We start from the raw sequence: 17,501 nt of genomic DNA, 5'->3' as shown, positions 1-17,501 counted from the left end.
AATATCAAATCAACTTTTAGTCCAGAACGACAAAATTAATTGCTTTAACATTTGCTTTTCCTCAATTTTCACTAAACTAAAGAAAACAAATAAGCAACTAAAAACACCAGCACTCAGCATTGAAACTATTAGGCTTACCCAGCCATTCACATTTATAAAATGCCTTATAGTTAAAGCTATAATTGCACCTATTAATAAACAAAATAAAGAAGGTAGCATATCCTTCAGAAAATATGTTTTCTTTTGTCCAAGAATATATGCCGTATAAGGAGCAGCAAAAATAACATTTTTGAAAGTCAATACAATAAAACCAGCAATAGCAACACCGAAAAGCTCCAACTCCGTATATTTCAATAATAAGATGGCTAACACCACGTTAATTATCCCTAAAATAAGGGTAACGATACCTGGTAACTTTACTTTCTTATGAGCATTAGTAATGGCAAATAATGGTATTACCGAAAGATTTATCCCCAAGTGAAAAATAAGGGCGATTAATAACCACTTTAGGTTAGAGTATTCATTACCAACCCAAAGTCTCAAAATTTCATCACTATATATACATAAAACTGATACAATTAAGGATATTAAAATACCTAAAAATTTCACTGCCAATGAAGATATTTTTAATATCCTTTCAATCTTACCTTCTGCGTAGTCTTTTAAAATAACGGGAGAGATAACACCTGCAATTACAGCTCCAAACGTCCTTATTAAAACATTCCAAGGCAAAAGTATTCCGTATAACCCTGCGGATTTAGCCCCTTTAAAAACATTTATTATGAATAAATCAGCTTGCAAAAAGAATAAAGCTCCTATTTGGCTAACCAATAACCATCCTCCCATCGTTAATATTTCTTTCACAATAGCAACGTCGAACCCTCTAATATCTAACTTTAGAAATGGTGTTTGTCGTTTAAATATTTTGAAGCTTATATATAAAGAAATCAAACCTCCAATAACATATGCTCCTCCATACAGAGTCAAGGATACTGCTGCAAAATAGAAAAAGCTAATAATACTAATTAACCTAACTGAAACATTAGTAACATTCACCAGATTAATTAAATCTAGTCTATTATTTACATATGGTGAAGTATTAAATAATGATGTATATGTACTTAAAATGAATGAACAAAATATACCTATGAAAAGGTAGTGACCTTGTACAATTAGATCGTCTGGTACATTTATAAAATACTCTATATTAAAAGAGAATAAATATAAGAGGGGCGTTAATACCAAAAATAAAATGGTTAGTGCTCCAAAACAAGTATTAAATGTTTTATTGGCCAATTGATAATCACTTTTAGCCAAGTCAAGCATAAGATACCTAGCAACTGATCCATTTATAACCACGGCAACAATCATAGCATAGTTACCTATCGATGAGGCTAATGGGATTAAACCATATGCCCCAACTCCTAATCTATTCACTATAAATGGAGGAAGCCAGAGTCCAATGAAAATATTAATTGCAAAAACAACTAGATTACTAAGCAAATTCCGAAAAACCTTCATCTTTCAAATAAAATTTGCTTTTAAAAGAGGTTAAATTTTGCTCAATTAATTTAAGAGCATTATGATTAGAAGATTGATCAATTTTTCTGTAATAATAAAAATCATTATATAATGAATGCTTGTGTTTGCATATTGGAATAGCCCCCAGTTGGATTGCTTCAAAAAAACGATATGTCCAAGTAAAATCACCTTTAGGACAAAATACATATTTAAAACCTGACATCTCCCTGTAATAATTGTCATCTAAGTATTTAAATTCCTTTTGCCGCCCCCTATCTGTAAAGTCAAAGTATACTTTTTCAGTATCTATTTGGAATGACTTACTTTTCAAAGATTTCCTTACCATCTGAAATGTAGCACTAAAATCTTTTATTGTAAGAAACATCAACATGCATTCTTTGAATCTAGGCTTCGTCAAAATTCCTCTAAAATATAAGCGATGATCTTTTAAATTTGCCTTTTTATAAAATCGATTTACAATTATTTTCGGGAAAATTAATGGCGCCGATAAATTCAATAATTGTGTCTCTGGCTTTGAATGATCGATACGTATGTTAAATATAGAATAAGCCTCATTTTCATCAGTAATCCTCTTTAACTTTAAACTAAGAAATTTTTGACATGCCTGTAGTAGACTATGATTGCTTTCATCAAATAAATAAACCTTATCTGGGTTTTGTTCTGCATACGCCAATATTACAAAAAACACCTGCAACGTAGAGTCCGGTATCTCAAAATACAAAGGTTTATTAGATATTTCTCCTTTCATAAAGTTATTCATGATCCATATCGCAGATTCTTATTCTTTAAAAATAGTTTTTGGTCTCTAAATAATAGGAAGCTTTTGGTTATCCCTTTACATAAAATTTTGCCACATACTGCAATTAACACTATCTAAATTGTAATAAACCTATTTAATTCAAACTTCATTCCTACTTATTAATAGACTATTTACATTTTTACAGGAATCACTATCTCATAAGCGATGGTGTTCGGAAACATCTATGCCGAAAAAATTATAATAAAATAAAAGATCTCACACCAAAACATCCTAATTAGGATAAATTCCATATACCTATCTGCCTTAATCCTCTTTTAACAAATAGCGTTTATTATTTTCACTGTATAGTATACCACTATAAACAATTGCGTTCAAATGAAAGATCTCTTAAATTATCAAATAATAATTAAGGTGATTCAAAATTTAGCCCCGCAAAACTATAAAATATAACGAAAAATATATCCTATAAGTACTTTTTTAAATACCAGTTGATGGTGCGTTTTATGCCGGTGTCAAAATTCTCGTCGGCCTTCCAGCCTAGGTCATTTTCGAGTTTGGTGGCATCAATAGCATAACGACGGTCATGGCCTGCACGGTCCTTTACGTAGGTGATTTGAGATTTGTAGGATTCGTCTCCTCCTTTAGGATGTAATTCATCAAGAATAGCACAAATGGTGTTAACTACTTCATTGTTATTGCGCTCATTTCTACCTCCAATATTATAGGTTTCTCCTACTACTCCTTTATGAAATACAAGGTCTATGCCTTTACAATGGTCAAGCACGTATAACCAGTCTCTAATGTTTTTACCGTCACCATAAATAGGAATGCTTTCTCCATTAAGGGCTTTCCTAATGATCACTGGTATCAGCTTTTCATCATGCTGCTTAGGACCGTAGTTATTAGAACAGTTAGTCGTAACTACATTCATTCCATAGGTATGGAAATAACTTCTCACTAACAGGTCACTGCTAGCTTTAGACGCAGAATAAGGGCTATTAGGGGCATAAGGAGTCTCCTCTGTAAAAAGGCCTGTTTCTCCTAAAGTACCATACACCTCATCTGTAGATATATGATGAAAACGAGCATTTTCAAATTCTTCCTTTTTCTTGAATGGCTCATGCATCCAAGTATTTCTTGCCACATCAATTAATGTAAAAGTACCATTGATATTGGTGTTAATAAAAGCTTCCGGACCGGAAATTGAATTGTCTACATGAGACTCTGCGGCAAAGTGAATCACCCCTTGAAATTTATACTCCTTGAAGAGTTTTTCTATAAGAGATCGATCACAGATATCTCCCTGAATAAAAGTATATCTATCGGAACCTTCCACCTCTGTTAGGTTAGACAAATCGCCTGCATAGGTAAGTTTATCCAGATTAACTAAATGGTAATCTGGATATGATTCAAGAAAATAGGGAACAAAATTAGATCCTATAAAACCTGCTCCGCCTGTTATCAATATATTTTTTTTCATTATTCTCCTGCGATTTTCATTAAGTACTGTCCGTACTGATTTTTTAATAAAGTTTTAGCTGCTTCTTTTAATTGCTCTTTATTGATGTAGCCCTTTCTAAAAGCTATTTCTTCCAGACATGCTATTTTCAATCCTTGTCTCTCTTCAATAGATTCTACAAAGTTGCCTGCCTGAATTAAACTTTGATGTGTACCAGTATCTAACCAGGCCATACCTCTACCTAAAAGCTCTACCTTTAAGCTACCTTCTTCTAAATACATATTGTTGAGGTCGGTAATTTCAAGTTCTCCTCTTGGAGACGGTTTAATCTGCTTGGCTTTTTCACTTACAGTGTTATCGTAAAAATATAACCCAGTAACAGCATAATTAGATTTTGGTTTTTCTGGTTTTTCAACCAAAGAAACTACTTTATTATCATCAGTAAATTCCACAACTCCATATCGCTCAGGATCCTTTACATAATAACCAAAAACAGTGGCGCCAGAAGTTTGCTGAGAAGCATTTACCAATGTCTTAGAGAAATTATACCCATAGAATATATTATCTCCCAAAATCAAACAGCAAGAATCATTACCTATAAACTCTTCACCAATAATAAAAGCTTGCGCCAAACCATCTGGAGAAGGCTGAATGGCATATTGTAAATTGATACCAAACTGAGAACCATCTCCTAGTAGCTTTTTGAATGCCTCAGAATCTTCCGGAGTAGTAATGATCAAAACATCTTTGATATCTGCCAGCATAAGAACCGATAATGGATAATAAATCATCGGTTTATCATAAATGGGCAGTAGCTGCTTTGAAACGGTTTTAGTAAGGGGATAAAGTCTTGTGCCGGAACCTCCGGCGAGTATAATTCCTTTCATGGGTTTTGGTTTGATTATTGCAAATTCAAATTAATAAATTTTAACGAAATACTACTTTATTTAGAACAAATTACCCCAAAGATTTCTGCCAATTCCAAGCATCTTTCAATGCTTCAGCCAGAGTAATTTCTGCTTTCCACTGTAGTTCGCTTTCGACCTTACTGGCATCAGCATAAACCTTTTCTACGTCTCCAGCCCTTCTATCTCCTAATTCATAATTGAGTTTTACTCCTGTAACTCCTTGAAAAGTATCTACTACTTCTTTAACAGAGTTACCGTTACCTGTACCCACGTTAAATACCTCCAAACAAGCATCTTCACGGTCTAAAAGATAATCTAAAGCAGCAATATGTGCTTTTGCTAAATCTACAACATGTATGTAATCTCTTATACAAGTACCATCAGGAGTATTATAGTCATTACCAAAAATGGTAAGCTTTTCTCTTATTCCAGCTGCTGTTTGAGTAATAAAAGGCACCAGGTTATTTGGTGTACCTAAAGGTAATTCACCTATCAATGATGTTGGATGCGCTCCTATTGGATTAAAATACCTTAAAAATATACCTTTAAAGGTATCAGAAGTTTTAGAGAAATCTCTGGTAATATCCTCACAGATCTGCTTTGTTCTACCATAAGGAGATTCAGCAGGCTTTGTTTGTGTTTCTTCAGTAACAGGCAATGTATCAGGTTCGCCATATACAGTACATGATGATGAGAAAACAAAATTAGTAACACCTTCCTCATTCATCACTTTCAACATATTGATAGTTGAAAGTAAATTATTTTCATAGTATTTCAGTGGAAGCTTTGATGATTCACCTACTGCCTTATATGCGGCAAAATGTATCACTCCAGAAATATCAGCATGTTTTTTAAAAACAGATTTAAGAAAATCATAATCACCACAATCACCTTCTTCTAAGGTGATCTCCTGACCTGTTAGTTCTTTTAACCTATCTAGGATAAACTTTTCTGAATTAGAAAAATTATCAATGATTACAGGTGTGTATCCTGAGTTAATCAGTTCTACGCACGTATGCGAGCCGATGTATCCGGCTCCTCCTGTTACGAGTATTTTCTTTTCCACAATAATTATAATCTTGCTGTTATTAAATCTCTATTCCAATAGCCTTTAATATCGTAAATAGCAGTATTCTCCCCTATGATTGAGCTCATATCTAAATCTTTAAATTCATCATGACTTACAGCTAAAACTACGGCATTGTACTTTTTGTTTGGCTTTTCTATTAAATCAATATCATATTCATGCCTCACTTCATCTTTATCTGCCTCAGGATCAAAAACTTCGACATTAGCACCAAATCCTTGGAGTTCTCTAATAACATCTATCACTCTGCTATTTCTGATATCAGGGCAGTTTTCTTTAAAGGTAATACCAAGAATAAGTATGTTACTATTGTTTATAGGATTATCCTTTTTCGTCATGAGCTTAATTACCTTGTTGGCTACAAACATGCCCATATTATCATTAATTCTCCTTCCTGAAAGGATTACCTGAGGATTATACCCGTAACTTTCAGCCTTGTATGTCAAGTAATATGGATCTACCCCTATACAATGACCTCCTACTAAACCTGGCTTAAAATTTAGAAAATTCCATTTGGTTCCTGCAGCTTCTAATACCTCATGAGTATCAATACCTATTTTATCAAAAATCAGAGCAAGTTCGTTGACAAAAGCTATATTAAGATCTCTCTGAGAGTTCTCAATAACCTTGGCAGCTTCTGCCACTTTTATGGATGAAGCCTTATGTGTCCCAGCGGTAATAATAGTTTTATACAGTTGGTCTACCTCTTCGGCTACTTCTGGCGCACTCCCACTAGTCACCTTTTTGATAAAAGGTAATCTGTGTACTTTATCTCCTGGATTTATTCTTTCAGGAGAATATCCACAATAAAAATCTTCATTAAACTTCAATCCACTTTCTGCTTCCAGAATAGGCACACAAACCTCTTCAGTACAACCTGGAAATACTGTAGATTCATAGATAACAATGTTCCCCCTTTTTAAGACTTTACCCACTGTAGTACTGGCTTTCTCCAAAGGTGTCAAGTCTGGCTTTTTATATTGATCTATAGGGGTAGGCACCGTAACAATATATATATCTACATCATTAAGATCATTCATATCAGAGCTGTAGGTTAAACCCTTAGCTTCCTTTAATTCATCAGAATCTACTTCCTTTGTTCTTTCAAAACCTTTCTTAAGCTCTTCTATTCGAGTTTTGTTTATATCAAAACCCACCACTTTTACTTTTTTACCAAATTCCACTGCTAGTGGCAAACCAACATAGCCAAGGCCAATTATTGCGAGATTCTTGCTCATATTTTCACTTTATAATAATCGATATACCAGTCCACAAACTTCTGTATTCCATACTTTAAACTAGTTTGCGGTTTGAAGCCAACTGCATCGGCCAAATCCTGAACATCCGCGTATGTTTCTAATACATCTCCTGGTTGCAAAGGTAAAAGATTCTTAATTGCCTTTTTGCCTAAACAGTCCTCCAGAGTAGTTATGTATTCCATAAGCTCAACCGGCTTATTATTTCCAATGTTGTATAACTTATATGGAGCCCAACTTGTTGCTGAATCAGGGTTTTGCTTGTCCCATTCATCGTTAGCTTGCGGAATTACAGGTATCAAGCGAGCTATTCCCTCCACAATATCTTCCACATAGGTAAAATCTCTTTTCATCCGCCCTCCATTGAATACATCTATAGGCTTCCCTTCTACAATAGCTTTAGTAAATAAGAATAAAGCCATATCAGGCCTGCCATAAGGTCCATATACCGTAAAAAACCTTAAGCCTGAAGTGGGTAACCCAAATAAATGTGAATAAGTATGAGCCATCAACTCATTAGATTTTTTGGTAGCAGCATATAGAGATACCGGATGATCTACATTCTGATGAACAGAAAAAGGCATGGTTGTATTTCCTCCATATACAGAGCTAGAAGAAGCATATATAAGGTGCTTAACAGCATTGTAACGACAACCTTCCAAAACATTCAAGAACCCTTGCACATTGTTTGAAATATATTCATCTGGATGTGTCAAAGAATATCGCACACCTGCTTGTGCAGCCAGGTTGATGACATAATCAAATTTATGGGATTCAAATAAATCCAGAATTGATTTTTTATCACACAAATCAATTTCTATAAACTGGAAACTCTCCTTTTTTGGCAATGCTTCCAACCTTGCTTTTTTCAAATTGACATCATAATAATCATTCATATTATCTATGCCAAAAACCTGATAATCAAGTTTGAGTAGTTTATCACACAAATGAAATCCTACAAAACCCGCAGCCCCTGTGACCAATATTTTTGAATTCTCCACTAAAAGTCTTTTTCTTTTTGAAAGCAAAGGTAATAATTCTGACTATGCATTAAGGAATGTTTAAATATATTTGCAGCAAAACATAACTTTATCATGCCAAAAAATACTGCAAGTACTGACGAAATCGACTTAGGTGAATTATTAGTTAAAATAAAGCATGCACTCCTTACTAATAAGTTAATTATATTTGTCTTGGCGTTAGTAGGTTTATCCATAGGTATTTTTGAATTTTACTCTAAGCCTAAAGTCTATCAAAGCGAAATGCTGATTTACTCAGAAGTGCTTGAAGAACCTCTCATTGAAACCATTGGAGACAATCTAGATAAATTAGTGAGTGAGGGCAACTATATTACTCTCGCAAGCAAGCTTGGACTACCTGACAGCATAAGCACTTCTATTACCAGTATCGAAATCTCGGTTAATGAAGGACAAGATCGAAAAAAAGAAGAGGACGAAGAGCGGGGTCTATTCTTTACCATTACTGTAGATGCTAATGGAGACAAAAACTGGACTACTATCAATGAAGGCATTATCAATTTTTTACGAAACAACAGCTATATTAACAAGCGTTTGAAGCTTAAAAATGAAAATCTTAAAAATCTTACTTCCAGATTAAATGATGAAGTAAGTCAAATAGACAGTTTAAAAAGTAGTCTTAATGGGATTGGAGGCTCGCAAAACGATCTTACCATTCTAAGCCCTTCCTCCGTTTATGAAACGTTAATAGAACTCTATAAAGACTTGCTTAAAACTAATACAGACCTGCAGTTATCTGAAGGCGTAGAAGTCATAGATATCATTACTTACAATAAGCCTGTAAGTGCAGGGTTAGTAAAAATGTCTTTAATAGGCTTAGGTATCGGCTTTTTAGTCTCTCTATTCTTTATTTTCTTTATAGAAGTAAGCAAATACATCCGTAAATACGAGAGCTCATTGAAGTGATATTTAATTTCATAAAAAAAGAAATATTGCTGGAGTGGAGACAACGGTATGCCATCAATGGCATACTCTTATATTTGGTCAGCACCATTTTTATTTGTTACCTAAGTTTCAATGTTAAGGCTAACCAATTGAACCCTGTCACTTGGAACACCATATTCTGGATTATAATATTATTTACTTCTATAAGTGCCATTGCGAAAAGCTTTATACAAGAAAAACAGGAGAGATACCTTTACTATTACTGGCTCCTAAAACCACAAGTTCTTATAACTGCTCGTATAATCTATAACGGACTACTTATGCTTATACTGGGGTTAGCAGGTTTTATTATTTATGCGATAGTCCTGGGAAACCCCATTCAGGATGTAACCTTATTCATACTGAATCTGGTACTTGCATCGATCTCCTTTTCATCAGCCTTAACTATGATTTCTGCTATTGCCTCAAAAGCGAATAGCAATCAAACACTCATGGCTATCTTAGGATTCCCTGTAATACTACCTATGCTTTTAATGATTATCAAGGTTTCTAAAAACGCGTTAGATGGTCTTCCTAGAGATGCTAGCTACAGTGAAATCGCCACATTATTAGCAATTAATCTAATCATTGGCGCCGTTTCTTACCTGTTATTCCCGTATATTTGGCGCAGCTAAGTGTATTAGGTTATGAATAAAATTTGGTGGAAAGCCCTAACTATTATTTTACTTATTTACGTTATCACAGGAGGCCTATTATTTGATGTGCCCCGCCTAGACATTTTAAATGAAACCATACGAGCACTATATTTCCATGTACCTATGTGGTTTGGAATGATCATCATGCTCACAATTTCAGTGATACAATCTATCCTTTACTTGAGATCATCAGATCAAAAACACGATATAGCGGCTATTGAATATGCTAATGTTGGTGTTGTTTTTGGGATACTTGGCATAACCACCGGAATGCTATGGGCTCAGTTTACCTGGGGAGACTGGTGGAGTGGTGACCCTAAACAGAATGGAGCAGCCATAGGCTTACTGATTTATTTCGCCTATTTCATATTAAGAGGTTCATTTGAAAACCAAGATCAAAAAGCAAGAATAAGTGCAGTATATAACATATTTGCATTTGCAGCCCTCATTCCATTATTATTTATACTTCCAAGACTTACAGATTCTTTACACCCTGGTAATGGAGGAAATCCGGGCTTCAATGCATACGATCTTGACAGCAAGCTAAGAATGATTTTTTACCCTGCAGTATTGGCTTGGACTCTCTTAGGAGTATGGATAACTTCTTTAAGAATACGAATCAAAACTATTAGCAATTCCGTTTTATAAAACGAACTAATACAATTCCTCATAAAACTCTACTTTTAACATAAAGGCATTTCAAATGAAAAAATTACTAGTAGTCACTCTTCTCATTATTAGCTCTATCATAGGTAAAGCTCAAGATAAGATTCAGGTTACTGAAGAAGACTATACTAATAGTGAAGTAAGTATGGCTGATCAGTTTAGAGCCGAAGGAAAAATTTACGTATTGACAGGAGTCATTTTATTGATATTAGGAGGACTGATTGGATATCTGATAGTTATAGATAGAAAAGTCAGCAAGATTGAGAAACAATTACCTAATGATACTAATTAGAAACCTTTTTGAGTCTAAATTTGTAGCATATTAGATTTTATTAATTATGAAAGCATCACATATAATAGGCATAATCGTTATCGCAGTAGCCATAGGTATCATTATAGTGACGGCCGGCGATGCAAGCTCCTATGTTACTTTTGACCAGGCCAAAGAGATGGCCGATAATGGAAATAACAATAGCATTCATGTGGTAGGAGAACTACCTAAAACAGGTAGCGGTGAAATTACAGGAATAGAGCCTTCATCTGATAAACTATCCTTTTCATTCGTAATGGTAGATGAAAACAAAAAAGAGCAAAGAGTATTTTATAATGAACCCATGCCTACAGATTTCAAGCGATCTGAAAAAGTAGTAGTAATCGGGTCTTATAAAGAAAATCTGTTCATAGCTGATAAAATTCTAATGAAGTGCCCTTCTAAATATCAGGAAAAGACAGTTACTGCCGGAATATAAGACTTATGTCTGCATATAAGTCCCCTCAAAATCGCTCAACAATATATTATGATACATTCATTTATAGGTGACCTTGGTCACCTTTTTGTTATTATTACGCTGGTAACAGCAATTTTTGCCGCTTTTTGTTATTTCATTGCATCAAAAAAAGATGGACTTCAATCTAATCCATGGAAAGCTAACGGCAGGTTCTTCTTCTCTTTACATGCCATATCCGTAATAGGCATTGTTTTCTGCCTCTTTTACATTATCTACAATCACTACTTCGAGTACCACTACGCATGGAGTCACTCATCACGGCAATTGCCAACACACTATATGATCTCCTGCTTTTGGGAGGGCCAGGAAGGAAGCTTTTTATTATGGATCTTCTGGCATGCTCTACTAGGGGTTATTGTAATTTTAACCAATAAATTCTGGGAGTCATCGGTAATGACTGTATTCTCACTAGTTCAAGTGTTCCTTGCCTCTATGATATTAGGCATAGTTATTCCTGGACTTAACATTAAATTAGGCAGTTCTCCTTTTATATTATTAAGAGATGCCATTGATGCTCCAATATTTTCCTCTCAACCTAATTTTGTCCCTGAAGATGGTACGGGTCTCAACCCACTATTGCAGAACTATTGGATGGTAATTCACCCTCCTACCTTATTTCTAGGATTTGCTTTATGTACCGTCCCTTTTGCTTACTGTATAGGCGGACTATGGAAAAAGCGATATAGAGATTGGATAAGACCAGCTCTCCCTTGGGCTCTGGTAGGAGGCGCTATTTTAGGCTTAGGAATTCTCATGGGTGGATACTGGGCTTATGAAACACTGAACTTTGGTGGATACTGGAACTGGGATCCTGTAGAAAATGCAGTGTATGTCCCTTGGCTATTCTTAGTAGCTGCTATTCATACTATGATAACCTTCAGAAGTAGCGAAACTGCATTGAAAGCCAGCATAGTTTTAGTTATTACTACATTTATATTGATTTTATACTCCACCTTCCTTACAAGAAGTGGTGTATTGGGAGAATCATCAGTACACTCATTTACTGATTTAGGCCTTTCCGGTCAATTATTGATTTACCTATTATTTTTCACCATAGGTGCTATTGTACTCTCAGTAGCTAGATGGAAAGAGTTACCAACTACAGAAAAAGAGGCCTCTACCTATTCCAGAGAATTTTGGATATTTATTGGAGCAGTTGTTTTATGTCTTATGGGTTTTCAGGTTCTCATACCTACATCCATTCCTGTATATAACAAAATTTTAGAACTATTTGGGGTAGTATCCAATATGGCACCTCCTGCAGATCAGGTAGCTTTTTACACTAAATTCCAATTATGGTTTTCTGTAATAATAGCTCTGCTTTCAGGAACAGGACAATTTTTCTGGTGGAAAAAAATGGATAAAGCTACCTTAAAAAACAGCTTGACTATACCTGTAGTTATCACTCTAATTCTTACTATGGTAATAATCTTAATTAAAGATGTGGCTGAGCCTTCTTACATTATTCTATTACTTGCCAGTGTATATACGGTGGTAGCTAACGGTAAAATATTCTTTGATGTAATAAGAAAAAGTCCAGGGCTTTCTGGAGGAGCAATTACACACATAGGAGTAGGCCTGATGCTGATAGGCATAATGTTTTCTTCTGGATACTCTAAAGTGGTATCTCTAAACACCACAGGAATGCTCATTTCTAAGGAGTCTTCCAATGAATTTAATAGTGAAAATCTACTTCTTTTTGTTAATGAGCCGAAAGAAATGGCCGGCTATCAGCTAAAATATAAAGGCGAAAGAGTTGAATCTTCAAACCCATCTATTTTCATTAATAAAAATGATATAGAAAAAACTGCCACTTCTTATCTGGTAACAGCAAAACGCAATATTGAAGACGAAGGAGAAGTCATTTTTAGCAAAGGAGATACTATTAAAATTTCCGCTGAAAACACATTCTATGAAATTGAATACACCGATCAAAATGGGAACAGCTTCGACTTATACCCTAGAGCCCAGGTAAACGAATCAATGGGAGGGCTGCTAGCCTCTCCGGACATTAAAAGAGGTATTTCTAAAGATCTTTATACTCATGTATCTTCGATTAGAAGCCCTAACGAAAAGGTAGAATGGAGCGACTTAGAAGAGTTTAAAGTAAGCCCCGGAAAAAACTTTTTTGTAAATGATTATGTCTCTCACATTGAAAATGTGGAACGCATGGATCAAATAGAAGGCATTGACCTGGCGGGTGATGATGTCGCAGTAAAAGTTAGCATCATTGTGGAGGGAGAAGAAAAGGAATACTTAGCCCAGCCTATTTTTCTTATCAAAGATGGTATGGTAGGCCGAATATCTGACGAAATAAGTGATCTTGGTATTAAGTTCACCGCATTAAATATTCACCCTGATGAAAACGCCTTTTCTATAGGAGCTAATACCAGACAAAAAGACTGGGTAGTATTAAAAGCGATGGAAAAACCACTGATCAATGTATTATGGGGAGGAACTTTATTACTCATCATTGGCTTTGGAGTAGCTATTAACAGAAGATACAAAGAATTCAAAAAAATGAGAGAGAAGGGGATGGAGTAATCCCTTTCTTCTCTTTCATAAAAGAGGAGAACATATGCCACAACAGCAATATGTAACTTTTATTGGCGCGGGCAATGTAGCTTGGCATCTTGCGCCAGCTCTGGATAATGCCGGCTATGCGGTGAGAGAGGTCTACAGTCGCTCACAAAAGAATGCTAAAGCATTAATTGGAAGATTATATCAGGCCGAAGTAAAAACTGATCTTGATTTCTCTGAAAGCCCTTCCGAGATTTTTATAATCTCCGTTTCTGATGATGCTATAGCAAGTATTTCTCAGGAGATAATATTACCCGACAATGCCATCATTGCTCATACTTCTGGGGCTCAACCTTTAAGCGCATTATCTTATAGTGCAGGTGAAAATATTGGAGTATTTTACCCCTTACAAACTTTTTCTAAAGATAAAAAAGTAGAGTTCAAGACTACTCCTATCTGCATAGAAGCCGAAAACAAGTATACTCGAAATACGCTAATCAGTATGGCTGATAATATCAGTAAAAGGGTCTATAAAATAGACTCTGCTGATAGGAAATCTCTACACATAGCAGCTGTTTTTGCCTGTAATTTCACCAATCATTTTTTTACAATTGCTTCAGATATACTTAAAAGTAAAAAATTAGAGTTTAACCTTCTGCAGCCTCTAATAGCAGAAACCATTAATAAAGCTCTGGAAATGGGTCCGGAAAAATCACAAACAGGGCCAGCTATCAGACATGACTTTGAAACATTAGACAAGCATATGGAGTACCTAGAGGGCAACGAAGAGCTTTCTGAAATGTACAGAATCATCTCGCAACACATTATTGACACCTATCCATAAGACTGATGTCATCTCACCACATCGTAAAAGACGATCAAGAGCCCGCTCTAATTATAGATGCCCCGATCTCTAAATTAGAGCATCTGAAGCAACTGTTAGAGTGGAGTCCTACCGTCATTTCTTCTTTCCAAGCATTAGAGTGGCTATTGGCGGAACAGGTGAATATTGATATACTAATTTGTAATGATACAGACTTAACCGCCGCCATGACAAAGCTGCAACATCAGCTACCCGTTAAATTTCTCACTTTTCATTCACTGGAAAAGGGTATTATTACTGAGGCTATTAGCTTTTTGACTTATGCGAAGTATGGAGCAGCTCATATTATTGGTAATTTTCAGGCTGAACTGATTGCTAAAACACCTTTGAATATAGATATTAAGTGGTCGGACAACCTATTCCAATGGGCATTGGTTAAACAAGGAGTTTACAAAAAGTGGTATAATCAAAATCAAAAAGTCACCCTTTTAGAGCAACCTTCTTCAATTACAGGAAGCTATGCATTTATACATCAAGGGCAGTGCTCTATAGAAACACAGTCGGCAGGTATGATAGAGATTCGTGATTCAAAACCTTTTTGGGTAGGGGAGCCCATCATGGACTAAAAGCTAGTAATAGCTATATTATTGGTAGCCCTAACCATTCTATCCTTTCCATAAATATCCTTTATTACTTCCACTTGAGAGTACTCCATTACCTCCAAAAGCATCTTAACCTCTTCGCCGTACTTCTCATTGATTTCAAAGTATAGAAAACCGCCCTCTTTCAATGCCATTTTAGCAAGTTCAGCTATTCGTCTATAAAAAAGCAGGGGATCTTCATCCTTTACAAAAAGCGCACGTTCCGGCTCGTAATCAAGTACATTAGGCTTCATCTGTACCTTTTCGCTTTCCAGAACATAAGGAGGATTACTAATAATAACATCTAAGCAGGTAACAGGGATAGGCTCAGTAAGAATATCAATGAGCAAAAACTCTACAGAAGCAGCATGTTTTTCGGCATTTTTCCTCGCCACTTTTATCACTCTAGGATCAAAATCTATTGCATATGCCCTAGATCCCCTTAGTTCTTTAGCTATAGTAATAGGTATGCAACCACTACCCGTTCCTATATCTAAAAAACGTATTTTATTACCCTTGTTTTCATTCAGCACTAGTTGAACAAGCTCCTCCGTTTCAGAACGAGGAATAAGGATATCTGGCCCAACAGTATAAGACCTACCGTAAAAATCGCTTTCTCCGATTATGTATTGAATGGGTTCATTTTCATTAACCCTCTTCAAAATTTGATGTAGCTGCTTCTCTTTGGTCTTTGAAAAATTAACAGAACGATCAAGAATAATTTCGGTTCTATTTATATCAAAAACATGCTCTAAAATAATATGAGCTATACTAGAAATTTCTTCTTCAGGCTCCTCTAGCTTTACTTCACTAATGATATAGCTCAAAAGTTTCTTTAAAGAATCAGGGTTGTGAGATGGCATCTTTATAATTCGGGTGAGTTTGGTTATCATTGTAAAGCCGGAGCAAAACTAATGAATAAAGACGAACAATATATAACCCGGGCCTTTGATTTGGCTATAAACGGCATAGGAAAAGTAAGCCCTAATCCGCTTGTAGGCTGTGTAATAGAACATAACGACACTATTATTGGAGAAGGGTGGCACCAGTATTATGGTGGGCCACATGCAGAAGTGAACGCCATTAATAATGTGAAGAATAAGCAGCTATTACCAGAGTCTACAGTATATGTTACTCTTGAACCTTGTGCTCATTTTGGCAAGACACCACCTTGTGCAGACTTACTGGTAAAACATAAGGTAAAAAAAGTAGTGATCGCCAATATAGATCCAAACCCCCTGGTTGGAGGTAAAGGAATAGAAAAACTAGAAAATGCCGGTATTGAGGTAGTAACTGGAATACTGGAAGAAAAAGGTCTTGAAATAAACAAAAGATTTTTCACAGGCCTCAAGCATAAGCGTCCTTACATTATATTAAAATGGGCACAAACGCAAGATGGTTTTGTGGCTAGAAAAAATTACGATTCTAAATGGATCAGCAATGAGCACAGCAGAAAGTTAGTGCACAAATGGAGATCTGAGGAAGACGCTATAATGATAGGTACTAATACGGCTCAGTATGACAACCCAAAACTGAATGTCCGCGCATGGGAAGGCAGAAATCCGGTTCGCATTGTTATTGATAAGCAACTGCGCTTACCTGAGACGCTAAAATTATTTGATCATAATCAATACACCCTCTGCTATAATCTGATCAAAAATGAAGAAGCGGAGCTGCTAACATATGTGAAGCTAGAAGAAAATAATTTTATAGAGGCTTTATTACACAACTTATATGAACGAGATTTACGTTCTGTAATAGTCGAAGGCGGATCTATGCTACTCAACACCTTCATAGACAAAGGTCTTTGGGATGAAGCTCTTGTTTTCTCCTCTCAACAAACATTTGAAGAAGGTATTGAAACTCCTGATATTAACGGGCTGGTAGAGGTAAAAGAGGTGGCTGGTGACAAACTTTTAATTTATAAAAACTTAAGAAATGGCTGAAGAATTGATCATTAACTCCACAGCGAGTAAAAAAGAGAGGTATGAAGAGCTTTTACCTCAAATAGAAGGATTGGTTATGGGAGAAGATGATCTCACGGCTAACCTGGCTAATATAGCCGCTGCACTGAAATATGGAATGGATTTCTTTTGGGTTGGCTTTTACCTTGTAAAAGGGGACGAGCTGGTACTAGGACCATTTCAAGGACCAATAGCCTGTACTCGCATTAGAAAGGGTAAAGGGGTATGCGGTTCTACTTGGGAAAGAAAAGAAACCATTTTAGTGCCAAACGTAGATGAATTTCCTGGACATATAGCCTGCAGCTCAGAGTCCAAATCAGAAATTGTGCTACCCGCTCTTAGAAACAATGAAGTATTCCTAATACTAGATATTGATAGCGACAAGTTAAATGATTTTGACAGCACAGACCAGCAATACCTGACCCAACTCATGAGTATTATTGAGTCAATGCTCTAAAATACAAAAAGGG

The 17,501-nt window shown here is 35.7% G+C and carries 18 protein-coding genes; 10 read left to right on the top strand and 8 right to left on the bottom strand.

Annotated features, from left to right (window positions below; translation table 11 throughout):
* Positions 1-9: 9 nt before the first annotated feature.
* From JL102_RS01725 to JL102_RS01695, 7 genes are all read right to left on the bottom strand, one after another.
* Positions 10-1,521, bottom strand: coding sequence for an oligosaccharide flippase family protein (locus JL102_RS01725; RefSeq protein ID WP_202241952.1), 1,512 nt, complete (start codon positions 1,519-1,521; stop codon positions 10-12).
* Positions 1,496-2,290: a hypothetical protein gene (locus tag JL102_RS01720; protein ID WP_202241951.1), complete on the bottom strand. Its 795-nt coding sequence runs from the start codon at positions 2,288-2,290 to the stop codon at positions 1,496-1,498. The genes JL102_RS01725 and JL102_RS01720 overlap by 26 nt, the downstream gene beginning before the upstream one ends.
* Before the next feature lie 475 nt (positions 2,291-2,765).
* A complete protein-coding gene (gene rfbB, locus JL102_RS01715) occupies positions 2,766-3,782 on the bottom strand; it encodes a dTDP-glucose 4,6-dehydratase (protein ID WP_202241950.1) in 1,017 nt (338 codons plus the stop codon).
* On the bottom strand, positions 3,782-4,648 hold the full coding sequence (gene rfbA / locus JL102_RS01710; protein WP_202241949.1) for a glucose-1-phosphate thymidylyltransferase RfbA: 867 nt from the start codon (positions 4,646-4,648) through the stop codon (positions 3,782-3,784). The genes rfbB and rfbA overlap by 1 nt, the downstream gene beginning before the upstream one ends.
* Positions 4,649-4,718: 70 nt before the next feature.
* Entirely contained in the window at positions 4,719-5,738 is a 1,020-nt protein-coding gene (gene galE, locus JL102_RS01705; RefSeq protein ID WP_202242434.1) for a UDP-glucose 4-epimerase GalE, read from the bottom strand.
* A gap of 2 nt (positions 5,739-5,740) precedes the next feature.
* Positions 5,741-6,994 carry a nucleotide sugar dehydrogenase gene (locus tag JL102_RS01700; protein WP_202241948.1) on the bottom strand — a complete coding sequence of 418 codons (1,254 nt, stop codon included), beginning with the start codon at positions 6,992-6,994 and terminating at the stop codon, positions 5,741-5,743.
* On the bottom strand, positions 6,991-8,013 hold the full coding sequence (locus tag JL102_RS01695; RefSeq protein ID WP_202241947.1) for an NAD-dependent epimerase: 1,023 nt from the start codon (positions 8,011-8,013) through the stop codon (positions 6,991-6,993). The genes JL102_RS01700 and JL102_RS01695 overlap by 4 nt, the downstream gene beginning before the upstream one ends.
* 93 nt (positions 8,014-8,106) lie before the next feature.
* On the opposite strand from JL102_RS01695, the gene JL102_RS01690 reads away from it, so the two are divergent.
* From JL102_RS01690 to JL102_RS01655, 8 genes are read left to right on the top strand one after another with little or no spacing between them, the layout of a single operon-like run.
* The gene (locus tag JL102_RS01690) at positions 8,107-8,955 is read left to right on the top strand and encodes a GumC domain-containing protein (RefSeq protein ID WP_202241946.1); all 849 of its coding nucleotides are present in this window, start codon (positions 8,107-8,109) and stop codon (positions 8,953-8,955) included.
* Between the two features lie 11 nt (positions 8,956-8,966).
* Positions 8,967-9,608 carry a heme exporter protein CcmB gene (locus JL102_RS01685; protein WP_202242432.1) on the top strand — a complete coding sequence of 214 codons (642 nt, stop codon included), beginning with the start codon at positions 8,967-8,969 and terminating at the stop codon, positions 9,606-9,608.
* 12 nt (positions 9,609-9,620) lie between these two features.
* Positions 9,621-10,277, top strand: coding sequence for a cytochrome c biogenesis protein CcsA (gene ccsA / locus JL102_RS01680; protein WP_202241945.1), 657 nt, complete (start codon positions 9,621-9,623; stop codon positions 10,275-10,277).
* 55 nt (positions 10,278-10,332) lie between these two features.
* Positions 10,333-10,587, top strand: a complete 255-nt coding sequence (locus JL102_RS01675; RefSeq protein ID WP_202241944.1) for a CcmD family protein — start codon at positions 10,333-10,335, stop codon at positions 10,585-10,587.
* Positions 10,588-10,633: 46 nt separating this feature from the next.
* Entirely contained in the window at positions 10,634-11,044 is a 411-nt protein-coding gene (locus tag JL102_RS01670; protein ID WP_202241943.1) for a cytochrome c maturation protein CcmE domain-containing protein, read from the top strand.
* A 48-nt stretch (positions 11,045-11,092) separates the two neighbouring features.
* Positions 11,093-13,627, top strand: coding sequence for a heme lyase CcmF/NrfE family subunit (locus JL102_RS01665; protein ID WP_202241942.1), 2,535 nt, complete (start codon positions 11,093-11,095; stop codon positions 13,625-13,627).
* Between the two features lie 34 nt (positions 13,628-13,661).
* Positions 13,662-14,447: a Rossmann-like and DUF2520 domain-containing protein gene (locus JL102_RS01660; RefSeq protein ID WP_202241941.1), complete on the top strand. Its 786-nt coding sequence runs from the start codon at positions 13,662-13,664 to the stop codon at positions 14,445-14,447.
* Between the two features lie 5 nt (positions 14,448-14,452).
* A complete protein-coding gene (locus tag JL102_RS01655) occupies positions 14,453-15,052 on the top strand; it encodes a hypothetical protein (protein ID WP_202241940.1) in 600 nt (199 codons plus the stop codon).
* Here JL102_RS01655 and prmC read toward each other — a convergent pair.
* Entirely contained in the window at positions 15,049-15,930 is an 882-nt protein-coding gene (prmC, locus tag JL102_RS01650) for a peptide chain release factor N(5)-glutamine methyltransferase (RefSeq protein ID WP_202241939.1), read from the bottom strand. The two genes, JL102_RS01655 and prmC, sit on opposite strands and share 4 nt — an antisense overlap.
* Between prmC and ribD the strand changes: the two genes are divergently transcribed.
* Complete coding sequence (ribD, locus tag JL102_RS01645) at positions 15,919-17,013, top strand: bifunctional diaminohydroxyphosphoribosylaminopyrimidine deaminase/5-amino-6-(5-phosphoribosylamino)uracil reductase RibD (RefSeq protein ID WP_394369219.1); 1,095 nt, start codon at positions 15,919-15,921, stop codon at positions 17,011-17,013. The genes prmC and ribD overlap by 12 nt on opposite strands.
* Positions 17,006-17,488 carry a GAF domain-containing protein gene (locus tag JL102_RS01640; protein ID WP_202241938.1) on the top strand — a complete coding sequence of 161 codons (483 nt, stop codon included), beginning with the start codon at positions 17,006-17,008 and terminating at the stop codon, positions 17,486-17,488. The genes ribD and JL102_RS01640 overlap by 8 nt, the downstream gene beginning before the upstream one ends.
* Positions 17,489-17,501: the final 13 nt, after the last annotated feature.

Origin of the sequence: Fulvivirga sediminis, from assembly GCF_016757215.1 — a bacterium.
Lineage (GTDB): Bacteria > Bacteroidota > Bacteroidia > Cytophagales > Cyclobacteriaceae > Fulvivirga > Fulvivirga sediminis.
The sequence above is the reverse complement of the archived record's forward strand: the minus strand, read 5'-3'. Positions and strand labels throughout refer to the sequence as shown.